Source organism: Streptomyces sp. NBC_00212, assembly GCF_045206365.1.
Lineage (GTDB): Bacteria > Actinomycetota > Actinomycetes > Streptomycetales > Streptomycetaceae > Streptomyces.
Genome location: NZ_CP108115.1, coordinates 6,053,200 through 6,068,164, shown reverse-complemented (window position 1 = coordinate 6,068,164; position 14,965 = coordinate 6,053,200). Strand labels below are relative to the sequence as shown.

Annotated in this window: 14 protein-coding genes, 1 tRNA gene and 2 pseudogenes; 9 read left to right on the top strand and 8 right to left on the bottom strand. The window is 71.0% G+C overall.

Translation table 11 applies throughout. The annotated features are described in order from the left end of the window. Nucleotides 1–22: 22 nt before the first annotated feature. Both OHA17_RS27690 and OHA17_RS27685 read right to left on the bottom strand, forming a co-directional pair. A complete protein-coding gene (locus OHA17_RS27690; RefSeq protein WP_398872444.1) occupies nt 23–1,108 on the bottom strand; it encodes a magnesium and cobalt transport protein CorA in 1,086 nt (361 codons plus the stop codon). A gap of 158 nt (nt 1,109–1,266) precedes the next feature. Then, nucleotides 1,267–1,833 carry a DUF1990 family protein gene (locus tag OHA17_RS27685; RefSeq protein ID WP_406508815.1) on the bottom strand — a complete coding sequence of 189 codons (567 nt, stop codon included), beginning with the start codon at nt 1,831–1,833 and terminating at the stop codon, nt 1,267–1,269. A 430-nt stretch (nt 1,834–2,263) separates the two neighbouring features. Between OHA17_RS27685 and OHA17_RS27680 the strand changes: the two are divergent. Next, nucleotides 2,264–2,593, top strand: a pseudogene (locus OHA17_RS27680) (Scr1 family TA system antitoxin-like transcriptional regulator); the annotation flags it as partial. 112 nt (nt 2,594–2,705) lie between these two features. Further along, nucleotides 2,706–3,224 carry a hypothetical protein gene (locus tag OHA17_RS27675; RefSeq protein WP_406508814.1) on the top strand — a complete coding sequence of 173 codons (519 nt, stop codon included), beginning with the start codon at nt 2,706–2,708 and terminating at the stop codon, nt 3,222–3,224. Between the two features lie 115 nt (nt 3,225–3,339). On the opposite strand, the gene OHA17_RS27670 is transcribed toward OHA17_RS27675, so the two are convergent. Next, nucleotides 3,340–3,999, bottom strand: coding sequence for a hypothetical protein (locus OHA17_RS27670; RefSeq protein ID WP_406508813.1), 660 nt, complete (start codon nt 3,997–3,999; stop codon nt 3,340–3,342). A gap of 79 nt (nt 4,000–4,078) precedes the next feature. On the opposite strand from OHA17_RS27670, the pseudogene OHA17_RS27665 reads away from it, so the two are divergent. Beyond that, nucleotides 4,079–4,360 (top strand): annotated as a pseudogene (locus OHA17_RS27665) (site-specific integrase); the annotation flags it as partial. Nucleotides 4,361–4,434: 74 nt separating this feature from the next. Here the strand turns inward: OHA17_RS27665 and OHA17_RS27660 are convergent. After that, nucleotides 4,435–4,509 (bottom strand) — tRNA-Val (locus OHA17_RS27660). A gap of 166 nt (nt 4,510–4,675) precedes the next feature. Here OHA17_RS27660 and OHA17_RS27655 point away from each other — a divergent pair. The 6 genes from OHA17_RS27655 (at nt 4,676) to OHA17_RS27630 (ending at nt 9,653) form a co-directional block, all read left to right on the top strand. Beyond that, entirely contained in the window at nt 4,676–5,434 is a 759-nt protein-coding gene (locus OHA17_RS27655) for a DUF4097 family beta strand repeat-containing protein (RefSeq protein ID WP_406508812.1), read from the top strand. 192 nt (nt 5,435–5,626) lie between these two features. Then, nucleotides 5,627–6,988, top strand: coding sequence for a hypothetical protein (locus tag OHA17_RS27650; RefSeq protein WP_406508811.1), 1,362 nt, complete (start codon nt 5,627–5,629; stop codon nt 6,986–6,988). 135 nt (nt 6,989–7,123) lie between these two features. Further along, a complete protein-coding gene (locus tag OHA17_RS27645) occupies nt 7,124–7,642 on the top strand; it encodes a DUF4383 domain-containing protein (protein WP_406508810.1) in 519 nt (172 codons plus the stop codon). Nucleotides 7,643–7,757: 115 nt separating this feature from the next. Continuing rightward, nucleotides 7,758–8,297, top strand: a complete 540-nt coding sequence (locus OHA17_RS27640) for a FadR/GntR family transcriptional regulator (RefSeq protein WP_406508809.1) — start codon at nt 7,758–7,760, stop codon at nt 8,295–8,297. A gap of 93 nt (nt 8,298–8,390) precedes the next feature. Further along, entirely contained in the window at nt 8,391–9,326 is a 936-nt protein-coding gene (locus OHA17_RS27635) for a sugar kinase (protein WP_406508808.1), read from the top strand. Between the two features lie 114 nt (nt 9,327–9,440). Next, on the top strand, nt 9,441–9,653 hold the full coding sequence (locus OHA17_RS27630) for a zinc ribbon domain-containing protein (protein ID WP_398871399.1): 213 nt from the start codon (nt 9,441–9,443) through the stop codon (nt 9,651–9,653). 6 nt (nt 9,654–9,659) lie between these two features. Here the strand turns inward: OHA17_RS27630 and OHA17_RS27625 are convergent, their stop codons facing one another. The 4 genes from OHA17_RS27625 to OHA17_RS27610 all read right to left on the bottom strand — a co-directional run bounded on the left by OHA17_RS27625 (nt 9,660) and on the right by OHA17_RS27610 (nt 14,848). Further along, nucleotides 9,660–10,319 carry an O-methyltransferase gene (locus OHA17_RS27625; RefSeq protein ID WP_406508807.1) on the bottom strand — a complete coding sequence of 220 codons (660 nt, stop codon included), beginning with the start codon at nt 10,317–10,319 and terminating at the stop codon, nt 9,660–9,662. Next, complete coding sequence (locus OHA17_RS27620) at nt 10,288–11,139, bottom strand: HAD family hydrolase (RefSeq protein WP_406508806.1); 852 nt, start codon at nt 11,137–11,139, stop codon at nt 10,288–10,290. Before OHA17_RS27620 ends, OHA17_RS27625 begins: the two co-directional genes overlap by 32 nt. Further along, entirely contained in the window at nt 11,136–13,577 is a 2,442-nt protein-coding gene (locus tag OHA17_RS27615; protein ID WP_406508805.1) for a phosphoribosyltransferase, read from the bottom strand. Before OHA17_RS27615 ends, OHA17_RS27620 begins: the two co-directional genes overlap by 4 nt. 107 nt (nt 13,578–13,684) lie before the next feature. Next, nucleotides 13,685–14,848 (bottom strand): HpcH/HpaI aldolase/citrate lyase family protein, encoded by a 1,164-nt coding sequence (locus tag OHA17_RS27610; protein WP_406508804.1) that lies wholly within the window; start codon nt 14,846–14,848, stop codon nt 13,685–13,687. Nucleotides 14,849–14,965 lie beyond the last annotated feature (117 nt).

Here is a 14,965-nt window from a genome sequence, read left to right as displayed (position 1 = left end):
AGCGCGCGCAACGGCCGGCCGACTACAGCCAGCCGTTGCGCCGAAACCCGCGATGGATGACGAAACAGGCCGCCGCCATGAGCCCGAGTGCCATGAAGTAGCCGTACCGCCAGTGCAGTTCGGGCATGTTCTCGAAGTTCATGCCGTAGATGCCGCACACCATGGTCGGCACGGCGACGATGGCCGCCCACGCGGTGATCTTCCGCATGTCCTCGTTCTGGGCCACCGTGACCTGGGCGAGGTGGGCCTGGAGGATGGAGTCGAGCAGCCCGTCGAAAGCGCAGATCTGTTCGGTGGTGCGGAGCAGATGGTCGGCGACGTCACGGAAGTACGGCCTGACCTCCGGGGCGACCGAGGGCACCGCTTCACCGGCGAGCTTCTGCAGCGGCCGGTCCAGCGGGGCCACCGCCCGCTTCAGTTCGAGCAGTTCGCGCTTGAGCTGGTAGATCCGGCCCGCGTCGCCGCGTCCGGCGTTCTCGGCGAACACGGCCGTCTCGACCGCGTCCATGTCGCTCTGCATGGCGTCGACGACGGCGAGGTACTCGTCGACGACGTGGTCGGCGATGGCGTGCAGCACCGCCGAGGGCCCCTTGGCGAGCCGCTCGCGCTCCTGCTCCAGCTCCTCCCGCAGCGGGCCGAGCGAACCGTGCATGCCGTGCCGCACGGTGATGGCGAAGTCGGATCCGGTGAACACCATCAGCTCGCCGGTGTCCACCACCTCGCTGCTGGCGGTGAGCTCCTCGTGCTCGACGTACCGGCACGTCTTGAAGACGGAGAACAGGATGTCGTCGTACGGCACGACCTTGGGGCGCTGGTGCGCGGTCACCGCGTCCTCGACGGCCAGCGGGTGCAGCGCGAACAGCTCGGCGAGCCCGGCGAACTCCTCCTGGGTCGGCTCGTGCAGCCCGATCCAGACGAAGGCCCCGTCGCCCAGTTTGCGCACCCGGCGCAGCGCCTCGTCGACGGGGCAGTCGTCCTTCTGCCGCACTCCGTCGACGTACACCGCACAGTTGACGACGGCGCTCCCCAGGGGCGAGCGCGCCGGATGGCTGAGGTCGACGGTCCGCCGGTAGGCGCGGCGCACCGCCCTCCGCAGATTCCGCATCATCGCCACGACCAGCTTCCCTTCCCCGTCACCGAACGAGCGGCCAGTGTGCCACCGTCTCCTGTACGCACCTCATCGGGAGGCGCCTTGGCCGGGAGACGCCCCGGCCAGGAGGGGCCCACCTGGCAGGCGCCCTCCTTGGGAGACGAGGCGGGCCCCGCCTACGTTCCCCGGCGGACGGCGGCCGCCACCGCCACGAGATAGCGCCGGGTGGCCAGGTCCTGGAGCAGCCGCGTGAGGGGCCCGCCGAGGCGGGAGTACCAGCGAGCGGGCCGCGAGAAAGCGGCGACTTCGAACCAGACAAGCCCATCGGGCTCGCGCCCCACGACGAACGACTCCTCGCCGCACTCGGGGTGCCCGGGCAGGGTGCCGTAGGCGAATCCGATGCGTTCGGCGGCGCGTACGGTCCACACGACGCGGCACGGGATGACGAGGCGCGGGAAGGGCAGCCCCGGCAGCCGCAGGGCAACGAGCGCGGTCGCGCCGGGCACGGCGGGAGCGGCGGGCCGCACCCCGAACCCGGCGCCGCGCTGCGCGCCCCAGGCCAGCACGTGCGCCCCGGCCCGCTCGAAGGTGTCCTGCCCGTACCCGACGCTGATCCGCCGCCGGAAGGTCCGATATCCGCCGGGCAGCACGAGGCCTTCCGTCGCGCCGACCTCGGCGTAACTGGGCTCCGTGGCGAGGGCACGGCGGTAGGCCCCTCGCAGACTCCGCTTCACGCCGACCATGTGCTCACCCCGCACCACATTCCATCCCGAAACCACACGGCACCGCACCCGAACCACCAAGCCCCCGGGGCCCCATGAATCCGCCGGGACCCCATCCTGCACAGGGGTTACGTTTCAGCCAACCACAGGCGTAATCTCAGCCATCCGGCGGAGTCCTCCCCGCTCCTGACCCGCCGGAACTCCGGCGCCGAGCGCATCCCCGAGCGCGCTGTGGCCCCGGCCGAGAAGCCCCGTCCGCACCCCGACGGGGCTTCCCGCTGAACGCGGCGCGCCCCCCATTTTGTCGCTGGATGGAGCGGCTCGCCATGGCCGCCCCCGCCGCCCCTAGATTGCGCACAACCGGCCCCCGGGACCTCCCCTGCGCAATCTGCCGCAATCGCCGAGCGGGGCGGGGGTGGTCCGTCGCATCCTGGTCTCTCAACCAGCGCGGATGGAGGGCGCCCTGCACGCCCTGATCTGTCCGCGCGAGGTGATGGCCGGCCAACTGGACCGGCTCGTCGGGCTGATCGGGATGAGCACGGTGGAACTGGGGATCGTGCCGTTCGGCGCCCTGCTGAGGCTCACCCCGAAGCATGGGTTCTGGATCTTCGATGAGGAGCGTGTCGTCGTCGAGACGATCAACACGGAGTTGCAATTCGAGTCCGCCGACGACGTCTCCCTGTACGGCCGCGTATGGGACGGGCTCAACGAGGCGGCCGCGTACGGCCAGCACGCACACAGGCTGATCGCACGCGCCAGAGCCCAGACGCACCCCGCGTGAGCAATCTGCGCCAACTGCCTCATGGACACACGCAATCCGGCGCAATCCGCAAGCGGCGCCTGAACGGCTTTCCCTACCGTCCAGCTCACAGGCAGCCGATGGCGGAGGCACCATGAACATCCCTGACACATCCCGGCCCACTTCCCTCACCCAGTCGGAGAGGGAAACCACCTCCCGCTGGCTGGCGGGCAGCCTCAACAGGCCGGCCAACGCCCGCCAGGAATGGACGGCCAACGGCATCGCGATCCTCGCCCTGGGTCGCCGCCTCTCCGCTGTACGCGTCACGGAAGACCTGGTGTACGCCGTCATCGCGAGCACGGTCCCCGCCACCGTGGCCCGCGTCCTGCGCGACGTCCTGCGCGGGCCCGTGATCCACGACCCGCGCGGGCAGCGCTCCTACGCCCTGGTGCCCCCCTCGCCATCGAGCGGCAGCCTCGGCCCGTACGCGACCTACCTCGGCCTCGGCCACTTCGTCGGCGTCCCCCGCGTCGAGAACACGGAGCCCAGCAAGTTCCTGTCGAGCTACTGGGCAGCGCCCATGCTCCGGCCCGGCGACCTGTGCGACCCGATCCGGGTGGACGGAATGCTCGCAGCTGGATCGGACGGGCTGATGAGTGGGAGCGAGTCGTGACCACGGTACGAACCCCGAGTACGTAGGTGACCCCGAGTGCCGCCAGGCCCCCCAGTTGGGCTGTTGTACCCCTGCACTGCTTAGGTGTGGCCACCCCGTACGTTCAGTCTCGCTGCTATCGGCGGCTGTTGATGTCACCTAGTGATGTCATTGGTGCCGAATCGAGGCGATGCCAACCAGCCCGTGGAACCGGGTCGCTGCCAGATACCGGGCTGCGTGACCATCTCCGACGGCGGCCCAGAAGACTGACTTGCTCCTCCTTGAGCCGGGTGAAGCTGGCTCGCACGTAGCGTGTGAGCTCCTCGCCAGGAAACGGTGCGACGGAGAGGTGCTGCGTGTAGTCGCCGTTTGCCCATTTGGCTGCAGTGATTTCATACCCGGAGACGTGCGCACTCAGCTCAAGCAACACCAGCGGTACCTGCCGCTCAGCAAGGAGGTCCGCTTTGGTGACCACAATGTCACGCATGGCTTGGATGCTCGGCAGGAACACCGTAGTCACCCACAGTCGCCACTCCGCCAACTCCTCACTCGTTGGGGGCTCCCCGCCGACAGCGAAGGGTGATCGACCGTCAGGACGGGTCGCAGCACGCTCCATGAATGCGTTGAATATTTGCGTGCCGGTCTCCGAGAGAGCGAGCATGGGCCCGTAGAAGTCGCTGAGTTGTCGGTTCACGCGTGAGAGTCGTTCTTGCCGCTGCGACAGTCGCAGGTTGTTGAGGTAGGTAGCGAGGTAGCCGACGAATGCCAAAGCGATGGTGACGACCGTTGCGATCATGGGCGGGATGCTATGCGATGGGTACGCGCGCGCTTCGATGCGAGCCCTCGGTCGTTGAGCTGGCGAATCAACGCGATCGCGCTCGGCTTCCGTGTCCCTGCCCATGATCTGCGTCGCTCCCCTGCGCTGGCAGCGACTATGCAGGTCCCCTGCCCGAGCGCGCTGGGGGGCAAGTGGCAGGAGACCGGGTACGTGTTCACGACTCGGACCGGGCAGCCGATCGAGCCCCGGAACCTCCACCGCTCGTTCACCCGTGTCGCCAAGGACGCCGGGCTCCGGGTCATCCGGTGTCCAGGACACGCAGCGCGAAGCTGTCAGCCACATGGACCAGCTGCTCAGGGGGCGTCCCGAGCACGGATGACCATGAACGTTGATGTTAGACCGGGATGTCAAAGGCCCCCCGCCATGATCGGCGAGGGGCCTTCGCAAAACTTCTGGTGGGCGTGGACGGTTTCGAACCGCCGACATCTGCTTTGTAAGAGCAGCGCTCTACCCCTGAGCTACACACCCGTGGATGAGGGAACAGCGTACATGGCCCATGGGGTGCCGCCGCAAACCCGATCCGGGGTGGGGTTAGCACCACCACCGTTTCGGTAGCAGGCTCCAGCGCGCGCGAGCCGTGCCGGTTCGTACCGTGGCGGCACGGCCATCGCCACATAACCGGGGGAAGATCACCATGGCATTTCGCTGTCGCACCGCGCTGTTCGCTGCCGCCGGGGCCGGGGTCCTCTGCTTCGCGCTCTCGGGGTGTGGGAGTTCGGATCCGGGGGACGCGCCCGTCGAGCACAAGGACTTCGCCTTCGGCGGGAAGGCGCTGACCATCGACGCCGGGAACTCCACCCTCGTCGTTACGCCCGCCGACGTGAAGGACGTCCAGGTCTCGCGGCAGGTCAACGGGTGGGTCGCCTTCGGCAACGGGCCCGACGCCAGCTGGGAGCTCAGCAACAGCACGCTGAGTCTCGGCGTGAAGTGCAGCGGGATGATCAAGAACTGCGGTGCCCGGCACGAGGTGAAGGTCCCGCGCGGGGTCGCGGTCACCGTGCACAACGACGACGGGCGCGTCGAGGCGAGCGGGTTCGACACCCCGCTGGTCATCGCCTCCGACAACGGGCGGATCAGCGTCAAGGACTCCTCCGGGCCGCTGGACCTCACCTCCCGGGACGGACGCATCGACGGGCAGGGGATCCGGGCCAAGAGCGTGCGGGCCAGTTCGGACAACGGGCGGGTGGCGCTCACCTTCGCGGTCGTGCCGGACAGCGTGCTGGCCACCAGCAACGACGGCCGGGTCGATCTGGGCGTACCCAAGAACACGTACAAGGTCGCCGCCCGCGCCGACGACGGCCGCGTCGATGTCAGCGTGGGCCGCTCCGATTCCAGTACGCACGTGATCACCGCGCGCAGCGACAACGGCCGGGTCGGCGTCCACGACTCCTGAACGAGAACCTCCGCCGCGAGGCGCCGACCGTCCGCGCGGCACCCGCCTGGTCGGCGTTCACAGCAGCCGGACGAGCCCGACGGCGTGAGAACCGTGAGAACCGAGGGAGAAGCATGAACTAACCGGGCCGTGTGTTCGTCCTTACCTGGTGGGAGAATGGACCAGCAGGGCGACACAGCACGGGAGAGGGATGTGACGGCGACACACGCGCGGCCGTACAGCAGAGCGGGTGCCACCGTCCGGGACGTGCTGGTGCTCATCGCGTTCCCCGTGGTGCTCGGCGCCGCGGTGCTGCCCGGCGCCTTCGCCGGAGGCGGGACGCGCCGTTGGTTCGGCGGGCGCGGCGAGAGCCTGCGCGCCGATGCCCAGGCGGCCAAGGACGCCGCGGCGGCCGCCTTCTACGAACTCGACACCGCCCAGCGCGACCTGCGGATCTCCATCGAGACGATCACGGCCGTGGACAGTTCGCCCGGTGCGCGCCGAGCCGTCGACGACTTCGCGGCCCTCGGGCGCCGCATCGACGAGGTCTCCAACCAGTACATCAACGCCGTCGACGCCCACGACCTGGACCGGGACGACCTCGACGCCTCCGTCGCCTCGCGGGCGCGGGCCGAGCTGACCGCCGCCAAGGACGTACTCGTCCGCGTGAAGGGCGAACTCGACCGCTTCGAGCAGAGTCTGCGGCCGCTCCTCGACACCGCCGAGACGCAGCTCGCCCGGCTCGCCCCCGCCGTCGAGCGCGCCCGGCACGCGCTGCTGGGCGCCAGTACCGCGCTGGATGCCGTACGGGCCTCCGGCCTGCGCGCCGACGAGCTCGCGGCGCGGCTCGCCTCGCTCGGGCCGGAGCTCACCAAGCTCAACCAGGGTGCCGGTCAGCACGGCGTGCCCGAGACGCTCCAGCGCGCCGACCGGGTGCTGCGCGACGCCGAGGCCGTACGGGCCGAGGCCGAGCAGCTGCCCGCGAAGGCCGCCGAGATCGACCGCAGGCTCGTTTCGCTGCGGACCCGTGCGCAGGCCCTCACCACCCGGGCCGGCGGGGTCGACCCGGTGCTCAGCGAGCTGCGCCGCCGCTTCGCCGCCGCCTGCTGGCAGGACCTCCAGCAGGTGCCCGAGCAGGCCGCCGTCTCCGTGCGGCAGGCGGAGGAGAAGCTCAAGGAGGCGGCCAAGGCGCGCGATGAGCAGCGCTGGGCGGACGCGACATCCCGCCTCAGTACGGTGCGGGCGCTGCTCAACTCCACGGACGAGGCCGTCTCCGCCGCCGGCGACCGGCTCCAGCGGCTCAACGCCGTCGCGAAGGACCCGCAGCAGGAGATCCAGCGCACCCGGTTCGCGATCCGCGACGCCCAGCGCCTGGCGATGTCCGGCCGCAACACCCCCGACCCCCGGCACGCCAGGCCCCTGGACGATTCGGTGGCCCGCCTGGACCGGGCGATCGCCTCGCTGGAGGGCAGGCACCCCGACTACTGGCACTTCCTGACGGAGACCGAGGCGGTGCGCCGGACCGTGGCGGATGTGGTCTCCCGCATCCGCGAGGAGCTCGGCCACGGAGCGTGAGCGCTCCGACGGCGGGGGCGGGTATTGGGGTGCGGGCCGGTAGTGGCCGGCCGCTGAGTTGATGCGGGCCATAACCCGGCGGATGCTGGAGTACGTACGCCCTGCGTGCCCAGCGATAGGGATGAGGAGGGCCCCATGGCCACCCACACGATCTCGCAGCGCCTCAATCACAGCCGGGTCTCGCTCAACGAGCATCTGCCGGTCGACCACCGCCTCAACCGCGTCTACCGCTTCGGCGCCGGCGCCATGGGGGTCGTACTGCTGGTCTTCGGCATCCTCGGACTTGTCCATCAGATCGGGTTCTTCGACACCGGCGGCGACCGGGTCGTCGGGCTCAACACCAACGGCGCGCTGAGCGTGATCTCCATCGTCGTCGGTCTGCTGCTCCTGTACGGGATGGTCAAGGGCGGCAACTTCGCCTCGACGCTCAACATCGTGCTCGGCGTCCTGTTCCTGATCAGCGGGTTCGTGAACCTCGCGCTGCTCGACACCTCGCGCAACTTCCTGGCCTTCAAGATGCAGAACGTGCTGTTCAGCTTCGTGGTCGGGCTGCTCCTGATGGTGTTCGGGATGTACGGACGGGTCACCGGCTTCCTGCCGCACGACAACCCGTACTGGAAAGCGCGCCACGAGCACGCCGACGAACAGTCCTGATCGGCTCACATCGATTCGCATCGGTCGCATCGACGCCGATCACTCTCGCTGACGCTGGTCCGTTTACGGGGCGCACAGCCCGCCCGGGTTGTCCGAGACGCCCGGAGTGCACCACGTGAGCGAGGCCGCCTACATCGGGCGCGGGGTCCATCGGACCGCCGTCGAAAGCCTGGCCCGCACGTTCGTGCGGCCGCACGCCGACTGGAACCTGCTCGACAGCGACGTCCTGCGCTGGAAGCTGGCCGCCGGGGCGCCGCACGATTTCTTCGCCGACGTCCTGGAGCTGCGCCGCGCCATCGAGCCGGCCGCCGCCTCCCTCGCCGCCGAGCACCGTACGGAAGAGGATCTGGCGGCCCTGGCCGGCGCGCTCGACGCCATGCGGGCGGCCGGGAGCGATCCGGTGCTCGCCGTGCGGGCCGACACCTCGTTCCACACCGCGCTCCTGAGCGCCTCGCACAACCGGTTCTTCGTCCAGCTGCGCCGGGTGATCGTGCCCGCGCTCGTGGCGCGGGGCCGGCACGGGCGCGCCGACGGGCACGAGGACCCGGTACCGGCGCACGCCGTGGTCGTCCGCTCCGTACGGGAGGTCGATGTGGACGGCGCGTACATGGCCGTGCTCGAACTCCTCGACCTGTCCCTGCGCAACCAACCCTGATCCCCACGACCCTGATCTCCACGAGCCCGATCTCCACGAGCCCGATCTCCACGAGCCCGAGAGGAACCCCATGAACTGCGAGGCGAGCCGCGCATGAGCGTCTTCACCTTCGGCGAGACGGCGATCGCGCTGCGCGGCAGCGGGCCGCTCCGGCTCGGCGGCTCCATGGGCGTCTCGATCGCCGGTGCCGAGTCCAATGTGGCCATCGGCCTGGCCCGGCTCGGGCACGAGGTGAGCTGGGCGGGCGCGGTCGGCTACGACGAGGCGGGCGAACTCGTGCTGCGTACGCTGCGGGCCGAGGGCGTCGACGTCTCGGCCGCCTCCCGCGACTGCGGAGCGGCGACCGGCCTGGCCCTCTTCGAACCCAGGCTGCCCGAGCCGACCCGGGTGCACGACTACCGGGCCGGCTCGGCAGGCTCCCGCATCACCGCGTGCGCGGTCGCCGAGGCCTTCTCAGCCGCCCGGCCCAAGGTGCTGCACCTGACCGCGATCACCCCGGCGCTCAGCCGCACCGCCCGCTCGGCCGCGTGCCTCGCGCTCCAACTGGCCGCCGAACAATCGACGATGGCCTGTCTGGACGTCAACTACCGCTCCCAGCTGTGGAGTTCACAGGAGGCGGCCGAGGTGATGCGGGAGTGGGCGCCGAAGGCGGACGTCCTCATCGCCTCGGACGACGAGCTCGCGCTCTGCCTGCCCGAGGGCCCGGACGACACCGAGCTGAGGGCGAAGGAGCTGCTCGCGCTGGGCGTCGGCGAGGTCGTGGTGAAGCTGGGCGCGGCCGGGGCCACGGCCCACTCGGCGCAGGGCCGGCTCCACCGTCCCGCCCGCGCGGTGCGGGCCGTGGACGCGGCCGGCGCGGGGGACGCCTTCGCGGCGGGGTATCTGTCGGCGCTGCTGGACGGCGCCGCCACCGCGGCCCGCCTGGAGCGCGCGACGGCGACCTGGGCCTTCGCGGCCACCTCGCCCGGGCACTGGGAGGGCGCCCCGACCCGGGCGGAACTGGCCCTGCTCGGCGCGGGGATGCGCTGAGGCGCCTTTGGGACCCCTCCGGGTCGGGCCGCGGCGGTGGCCCGGCCCGGAGGCCTGCCCCTGGGGCCGGAGGTGGACGGACCTCCGGCCCCGGGTACCGCATACGCTGGGGCCATGCCTCGCTATGAATACCGCTGCCGCCCCTGCGACGACACGTTCGAGCTCAGCCGCCCGATGGCCGAGTCCTCCGCCCCGGCAACCTGCCCGGCAGGCCACGCCGACACGGTGAAGCTGCTCTCCACGGTGGCCGTGGGAGGCTCCGCCAAGTCGGCCCCGGCCCCGTCCGCCGGTGGCGGCGGGTGCTGCGGAGGCGGCTGCTGCGGCTGAGCCCGGCTAGATCTTGCGGGACAGCGTCAGACCGTCCGCGACGGTCAGCATCACGCTGTCCATCCGCTCGTCCGCCGCGACATGCTCGTTGAACGCCCGGATCGCGGCGGCCGCCCCCGTCGCCTCCGGGTCCAGCACCCGCCCGTGGAACAGCACGTTGTCCGTGGCGATGACCCCGCCGGGCCGGAGCCGCGGCACCAACTCCTCCCAGTACGCGACATAGTTGCCCTTGTCCGCGTCCAGATACGCGAAGTCGATGTGCGGCTCGGCCGGCATCGCTCGCAGGGTGTCGAGGGCGGGCGCGATCCGCAGGTCGATGCGGTCGGCGACGCCCGCCTTCGCCCAGGCCTCCTTGCCGTACGCCGTCCACTCATCGGAGACGTCGCAGGCGATCAGCTTTCCGTCGGCCGGCAGCGCCTGCGCCATGGCCAGCGCCGAGAACCCGGTGAAGGTGCCCACCTCGACGACATGGCGGGCGTTCACCAGACGTACCAGGAACGCGAGAAGCGGCCCCTGCTCCTCGGCCGACTGCATGCCCGCGAAGTCCGGGAGGCGCTCGTACGTCGTCTTCACCAAGCCCTGTTGCACCGCGTCGAGCGGCGGGTTGTGGGCCAGCATGTACGCGTACAACTCGTCAGTGATTTTGGTGCTGTTTCCCTTGCTCATGCGGCGACCGTACCCAATCCCGGGCACCGAGGAAGCGGCGCAGGATCTCCTCGCCCGCAAGGACGCCGCACTCGGCCAGGGCCTCGGTGCGCGGGCCCTGCCAGCCGGCCTCGGCGAGTTCGCCGTGGCCCGGGCGCCAGCCCCGGTCAGCGGCGAGCAGGAGGTCGGCGTCGAGGAGCGAGTCCCCGGCGGCCAGGGTGAGTTCGGCCCCGGTGCGGCGGGCGACCTCCCGGACCGCCGCGCTCTTGGTGAGCGGCTTCGGCACGGCGTAGATCTTGCGGCCCTGGAGCGAGACCGTCCAGCCGCGCGGCTCGGCCCAGGCGGTGAGCTCCTTGACCCACTCCTCGGGCAACAGCTCCCGCTCGACGACAAGGTACGCGAAGAGGTCCTCGGCGATCCGCTCCTTGCGGAGCCACCGCGGGTCGGCGACGGCCCTCAGGTGGGCCCGTACCTCGTCGAGGGGGACGCACTCGGCGGCGATGCGGCCGGTCACCTCGCGCGCCCAGTCCGGGTCGGACACGCCGTTCACGAGCAGGTGTCCGCCGTTGGCGCAGATCGCGAACTCCGAGGCCGGGCCCGGGAGTTGGATGCGCTGGTACTGCTTGCGCGTACGGGTCGTGGTGGGCACGAACACGGCGGCCGACTTCAGCTCGGCGAGCAGCAGGGCCGCGTGTTCGGTGATGTACGAGAGGGGCTTGTGCTCGTGCACCTCGACGCACAGCAGCCGGGGGGCCCGGTGGTCGGGCATGGTGAGGGCGAGGGCCGCGGCCGAGTAGATCAGCGTGCGGTCGAGGTCGCTGGCGACCAGGGTGGTGCTCACTTGGCCGCCACCGCCTTGCCGTCGGCGCCGGTCGCGCCCCGGGTGTACTGCGGGTGGATCAGGCCGACGCAGCTGTACGGCAGGCCGTCCACCTCCTCGACCGGCACCCCGCGCTGTTCGGCGAGCAGCCTGACATGGTCGAGGTCGGCCCCGGCGCCCCGCCCGGCGAGGATCTTCCACGGGACCCGGCGGAGCAGCACCCGGGTGGTCTCGCCGACACCGGGCTTGACCAGGTTGACGTCGTGGATGCCGTACTCCTCGCTGATCCGCTCGACGGCCGCCCAGCCCTCCCAGCCCGGCGTGCGGTCCGCGTCCCGCAGGGCCTTGGCCTCGCGGTCCACGTCGGATGCGACCTCGTCGAAGCGGGCGGCGACAGCGTCGAGGAAGTCGCCCGAGACGTCGGCTCCGGCCAGGTCGCGGTAGAACTTGGCGCCGTGGAAGTCGCCCGGGCCGATGAGGTCCTGGCGCAGCACGGTGCGCGAAATCAGCCCGGACACGGTCGAGTTGAGGCAGGCCGACGGGATCAGGAAGTCCTCGCGGGTGCCGTACGTCCGCACGCAGGACCCGGGGTCGGCGAGCACCGCGATCTCCGGGTCGAAGCCCGCGAACTCGGGGAACTCCCGGATGGCTGCGGCCAGTTCACGGGTGATGGCGCCCTTGCCCGTCCAGCCGTCGACGAACACGACGTCGGCGGGGTCGTGGTGGGCGGCGAGCCAGCGCAGCGCGTTCGGGTCGATGCCCCGGCCGCGCACGATGGACACCGCGTAGTGCGGCAGGTCGAGGCCGTGGCGGTACTGGGCCCAGCGGCGCATCAGCACGCCGACGGGGGTGCCGGCCCTGGCCAGCGAGACCAGCACCGGGCGGGGCGACCGCTCGGCGAGGACGGTCTCCGTGACCACGCCGACGGCCTGCGCGATCCGAGCGGCCGAGGTGTCGAGCGCGGCGCGGAACAGCTCCTGGTACTGCGGGCTCGGCTGGTACTCGACCGGCAGCGACTCCGCGTAGTGCGCGCCGCCGCCCTGGATGGCCTCCTCGCGCTCCTCGGTGGGAGCTTCGAGCTCGACGCCGGAGAGGTCCTTGAGCAGCCAGCCCACCTCGTCGGGCGCGTAGGAGGAGAAGGCGGGCCCCCTGAGGGGTTCGGGCAGCGGCTCGGGCATGGGGGCACCTTCGGGTACGTACGAGGGCAGCACGGCGAGCACGACGTGCGGTATGTGGGCGGCGAGCTGGGCCAACAGGCCGTCGGGGGCGTGCAGTTGGGGGGTGTCGGCGGCCGAGTCCACGACGGCTATGACCGCGTCGAAGCCGTTGCCGGCGACGTTGTACGCGTACCGCTCGCCGGGCCCGTCGGCCGGGTCGTCGTGCGCGGGGAAGGCGAGGCGGGTGCGGATCGCGTACCCGGGGTCGTCCACGGCGAGCACGGGCGAGCGGGTGGTGGTCGAGTAGCGCACCTCGGCGCCGCCGAGCTCTTCGAGGGCGACGGCGAGGCGGAGCGGCGCGTACATCAACTCCTCGAAGCCGAGGACGAGTACGCGGGGCTCGTCGGGGGCGATGGCGCCCACCGCGTCGGCCAGCCGGGCCGCCATCTCCGGCAGGGCCGCTTCCAGCTCGGCCCGGTGGGCCGGGGTGAACCCGTGCCGCCCGCCGTCAGGAAGGCCCGCGGGCCATGGGAGGTCGACGCGGTGTGCGTGGCTCAGGGGTGGAGCGCTGCTCTCACGAAGCAGCTGCCCCCGGTCTGTCGCCTCGTACTGCTCAACCAGCGCCCGCCCCTTCTCAAGGACCCCCTCCGGCAGCCGTACCGTGCCCGATGCCGAGGCGATCAGGTCGACGCGGGCGCCGATCTCCGTCGCGAAAGCGGTGAGGCGGTCGCGGTCCTGCGGGGAACGCATGTCGACGAGCGCCACGATCACGTAGTGGTCGCGGGGATAACGCGTATGCAGGTCGCGGATGGTGTTGAGGACCGTGTTGCCGGTCGAGAACTCGTCGTCGACCAGAGCCAAGGGGCCCTGCCCTGCCAGGAGTTGGGGGTTCTCGGGCAGCAGCAGGTGGGAGGTGGCGTGGGAGTGGGACTCCTCGAAGCCGCCCGCCGCCGCCACGCCGTCGACCGGGCGGCGGGTGGAGTGCAGGCACGGGGCGAGCGCGAGGCCGTCGGCGACCGAGTGGCCGAGGCCCGTCGCGGTCTCGGCGTACCCGAGCACCACGGCGCGCGCGGCCGCCCGCGCACCGAGCAACTCCCGTACGCGCAGGCCGAGTTCGTATCCGGCGCGCCACACGACCGAGGGGCTCTGCGGCACATGCTTGCCCAGCACGTTCGAGACGAGGAGATGGGCGCGCTTCGGGTTGCGGCGCAGGGCGAGCCCGAGCAGGCCGCTCAGGTCCTCGTCCCCGACGAGCTCGACTCCCAGCCGCTTGGCGACCCACGTTCCCGACCACTCAACCACGTTGCTGTGTCCCTCTGTTCGTTCGCACTGATCGTCCGTACTCGTCGTTCGCACTCGTCGTTCGCAGTCGTCGTTCGCAGTCGTCGTTCGTGCCGGTGGTTCGTGCGTCAGCCGGCCAGGCCGGCCGTGAGCAGGTCCACGAAGCCGACGTCCTCGGCGGCGACGCCGAACACCTCGGCCCGCAGCAACGTGCGCTCGGCCCAGGCCCGGTGCGGCTTCACCTCGTTCATCTTGTTCGTGTACGACGAGCGCAGCACCCCGCCGCCGCCCCGCTCGGGCCGCAGGATGTCCTGGGCGTCGCTGAACTCCTCGTGGCTGACCACCGACAGGGCGTGCACGGGCACCACGTGCGAGGGGTGGATGCAGGTCTTGCCGAGCAGGCCGTTGGCCCGGTCGAGCTCGATCTCGCGGAGCAGCCCGTCCAGGTCGTGCTCGATCAGCGCGGTGCGCAGTTCCTCGGCGCGGCCTTCCAGGAAGGGGCTGCGGCGCAGCTGGGGCTTGAACATCCGCTCCTGAACCCGGAAGTACTCCCACACCGGGCCGGTGATGGTGAAGCCGCTGCCGTCGGCCCGGCCGAGCACGTTCACCACGTCCCCGATGACTCCGGCCACGATCTGCACGTCGTACGCCGTCATGTCGGGCGAGCGGCGCAGTCCGTAGGTGGAGCAGAAGTCGGTGACGCCGAGGCGCAGGGCGAGGACGCGCTCGCGGTACTTCTCCACCGTGCGCGCGATTCCGGCCAGGGTCTCGGCCCGCGTCTCCAGGTGGAGCAGTTGGGGCGATTCGAGGACGGGCATGGCGAAGAGGCGGCGGCCGCTCGCGGACTCGGCGGCGGTGAGCGCCTCCAGGAAGTCGATGCCGCGCTCCTCGGTGAACTTCGGCAGGACGAAGCCGCAGAGCAGGCGCGCGGAGTCGCCGAGGCGGTGCACCAGGTCGGGAATCTGGAGGGGCTCGCGGACCCGCACGAAGAGCAGCGGGACCTCCTCGCCCCGGGCGTCGAGATCGGCGAACTGGCGGACCAGATTGGCCTCGGCGGCCACCACCTCGGCGTCGTCGATCGAGTCCTCCAGGCACAGCACCATGGACACGACACCGCGGCCGGCCTGTTTCAGGACGTCGTCGGCGAGGGCGGGCCGGGTCGCCGGGCTGTACAGGGTCGCGCCGAGGGCGGCCGACAGCACGCGCGCGGACGAGCCCGCGGTGAACTCGCAGGGCTCCCGATGGAAGAGGTTCTTCCGCGCAGCCGGCGGGACGTGCCCGAAATGCCGCATATACATCCCCCGTACTGCCGGACGGCCGAGAATTTGGGTGGCCGGTAATAGTACGTAGGAACACGTGTCAAGAGTTCCCCAAGTGCGTGAAATCCAGGTAACTCGTCTGCATCATTC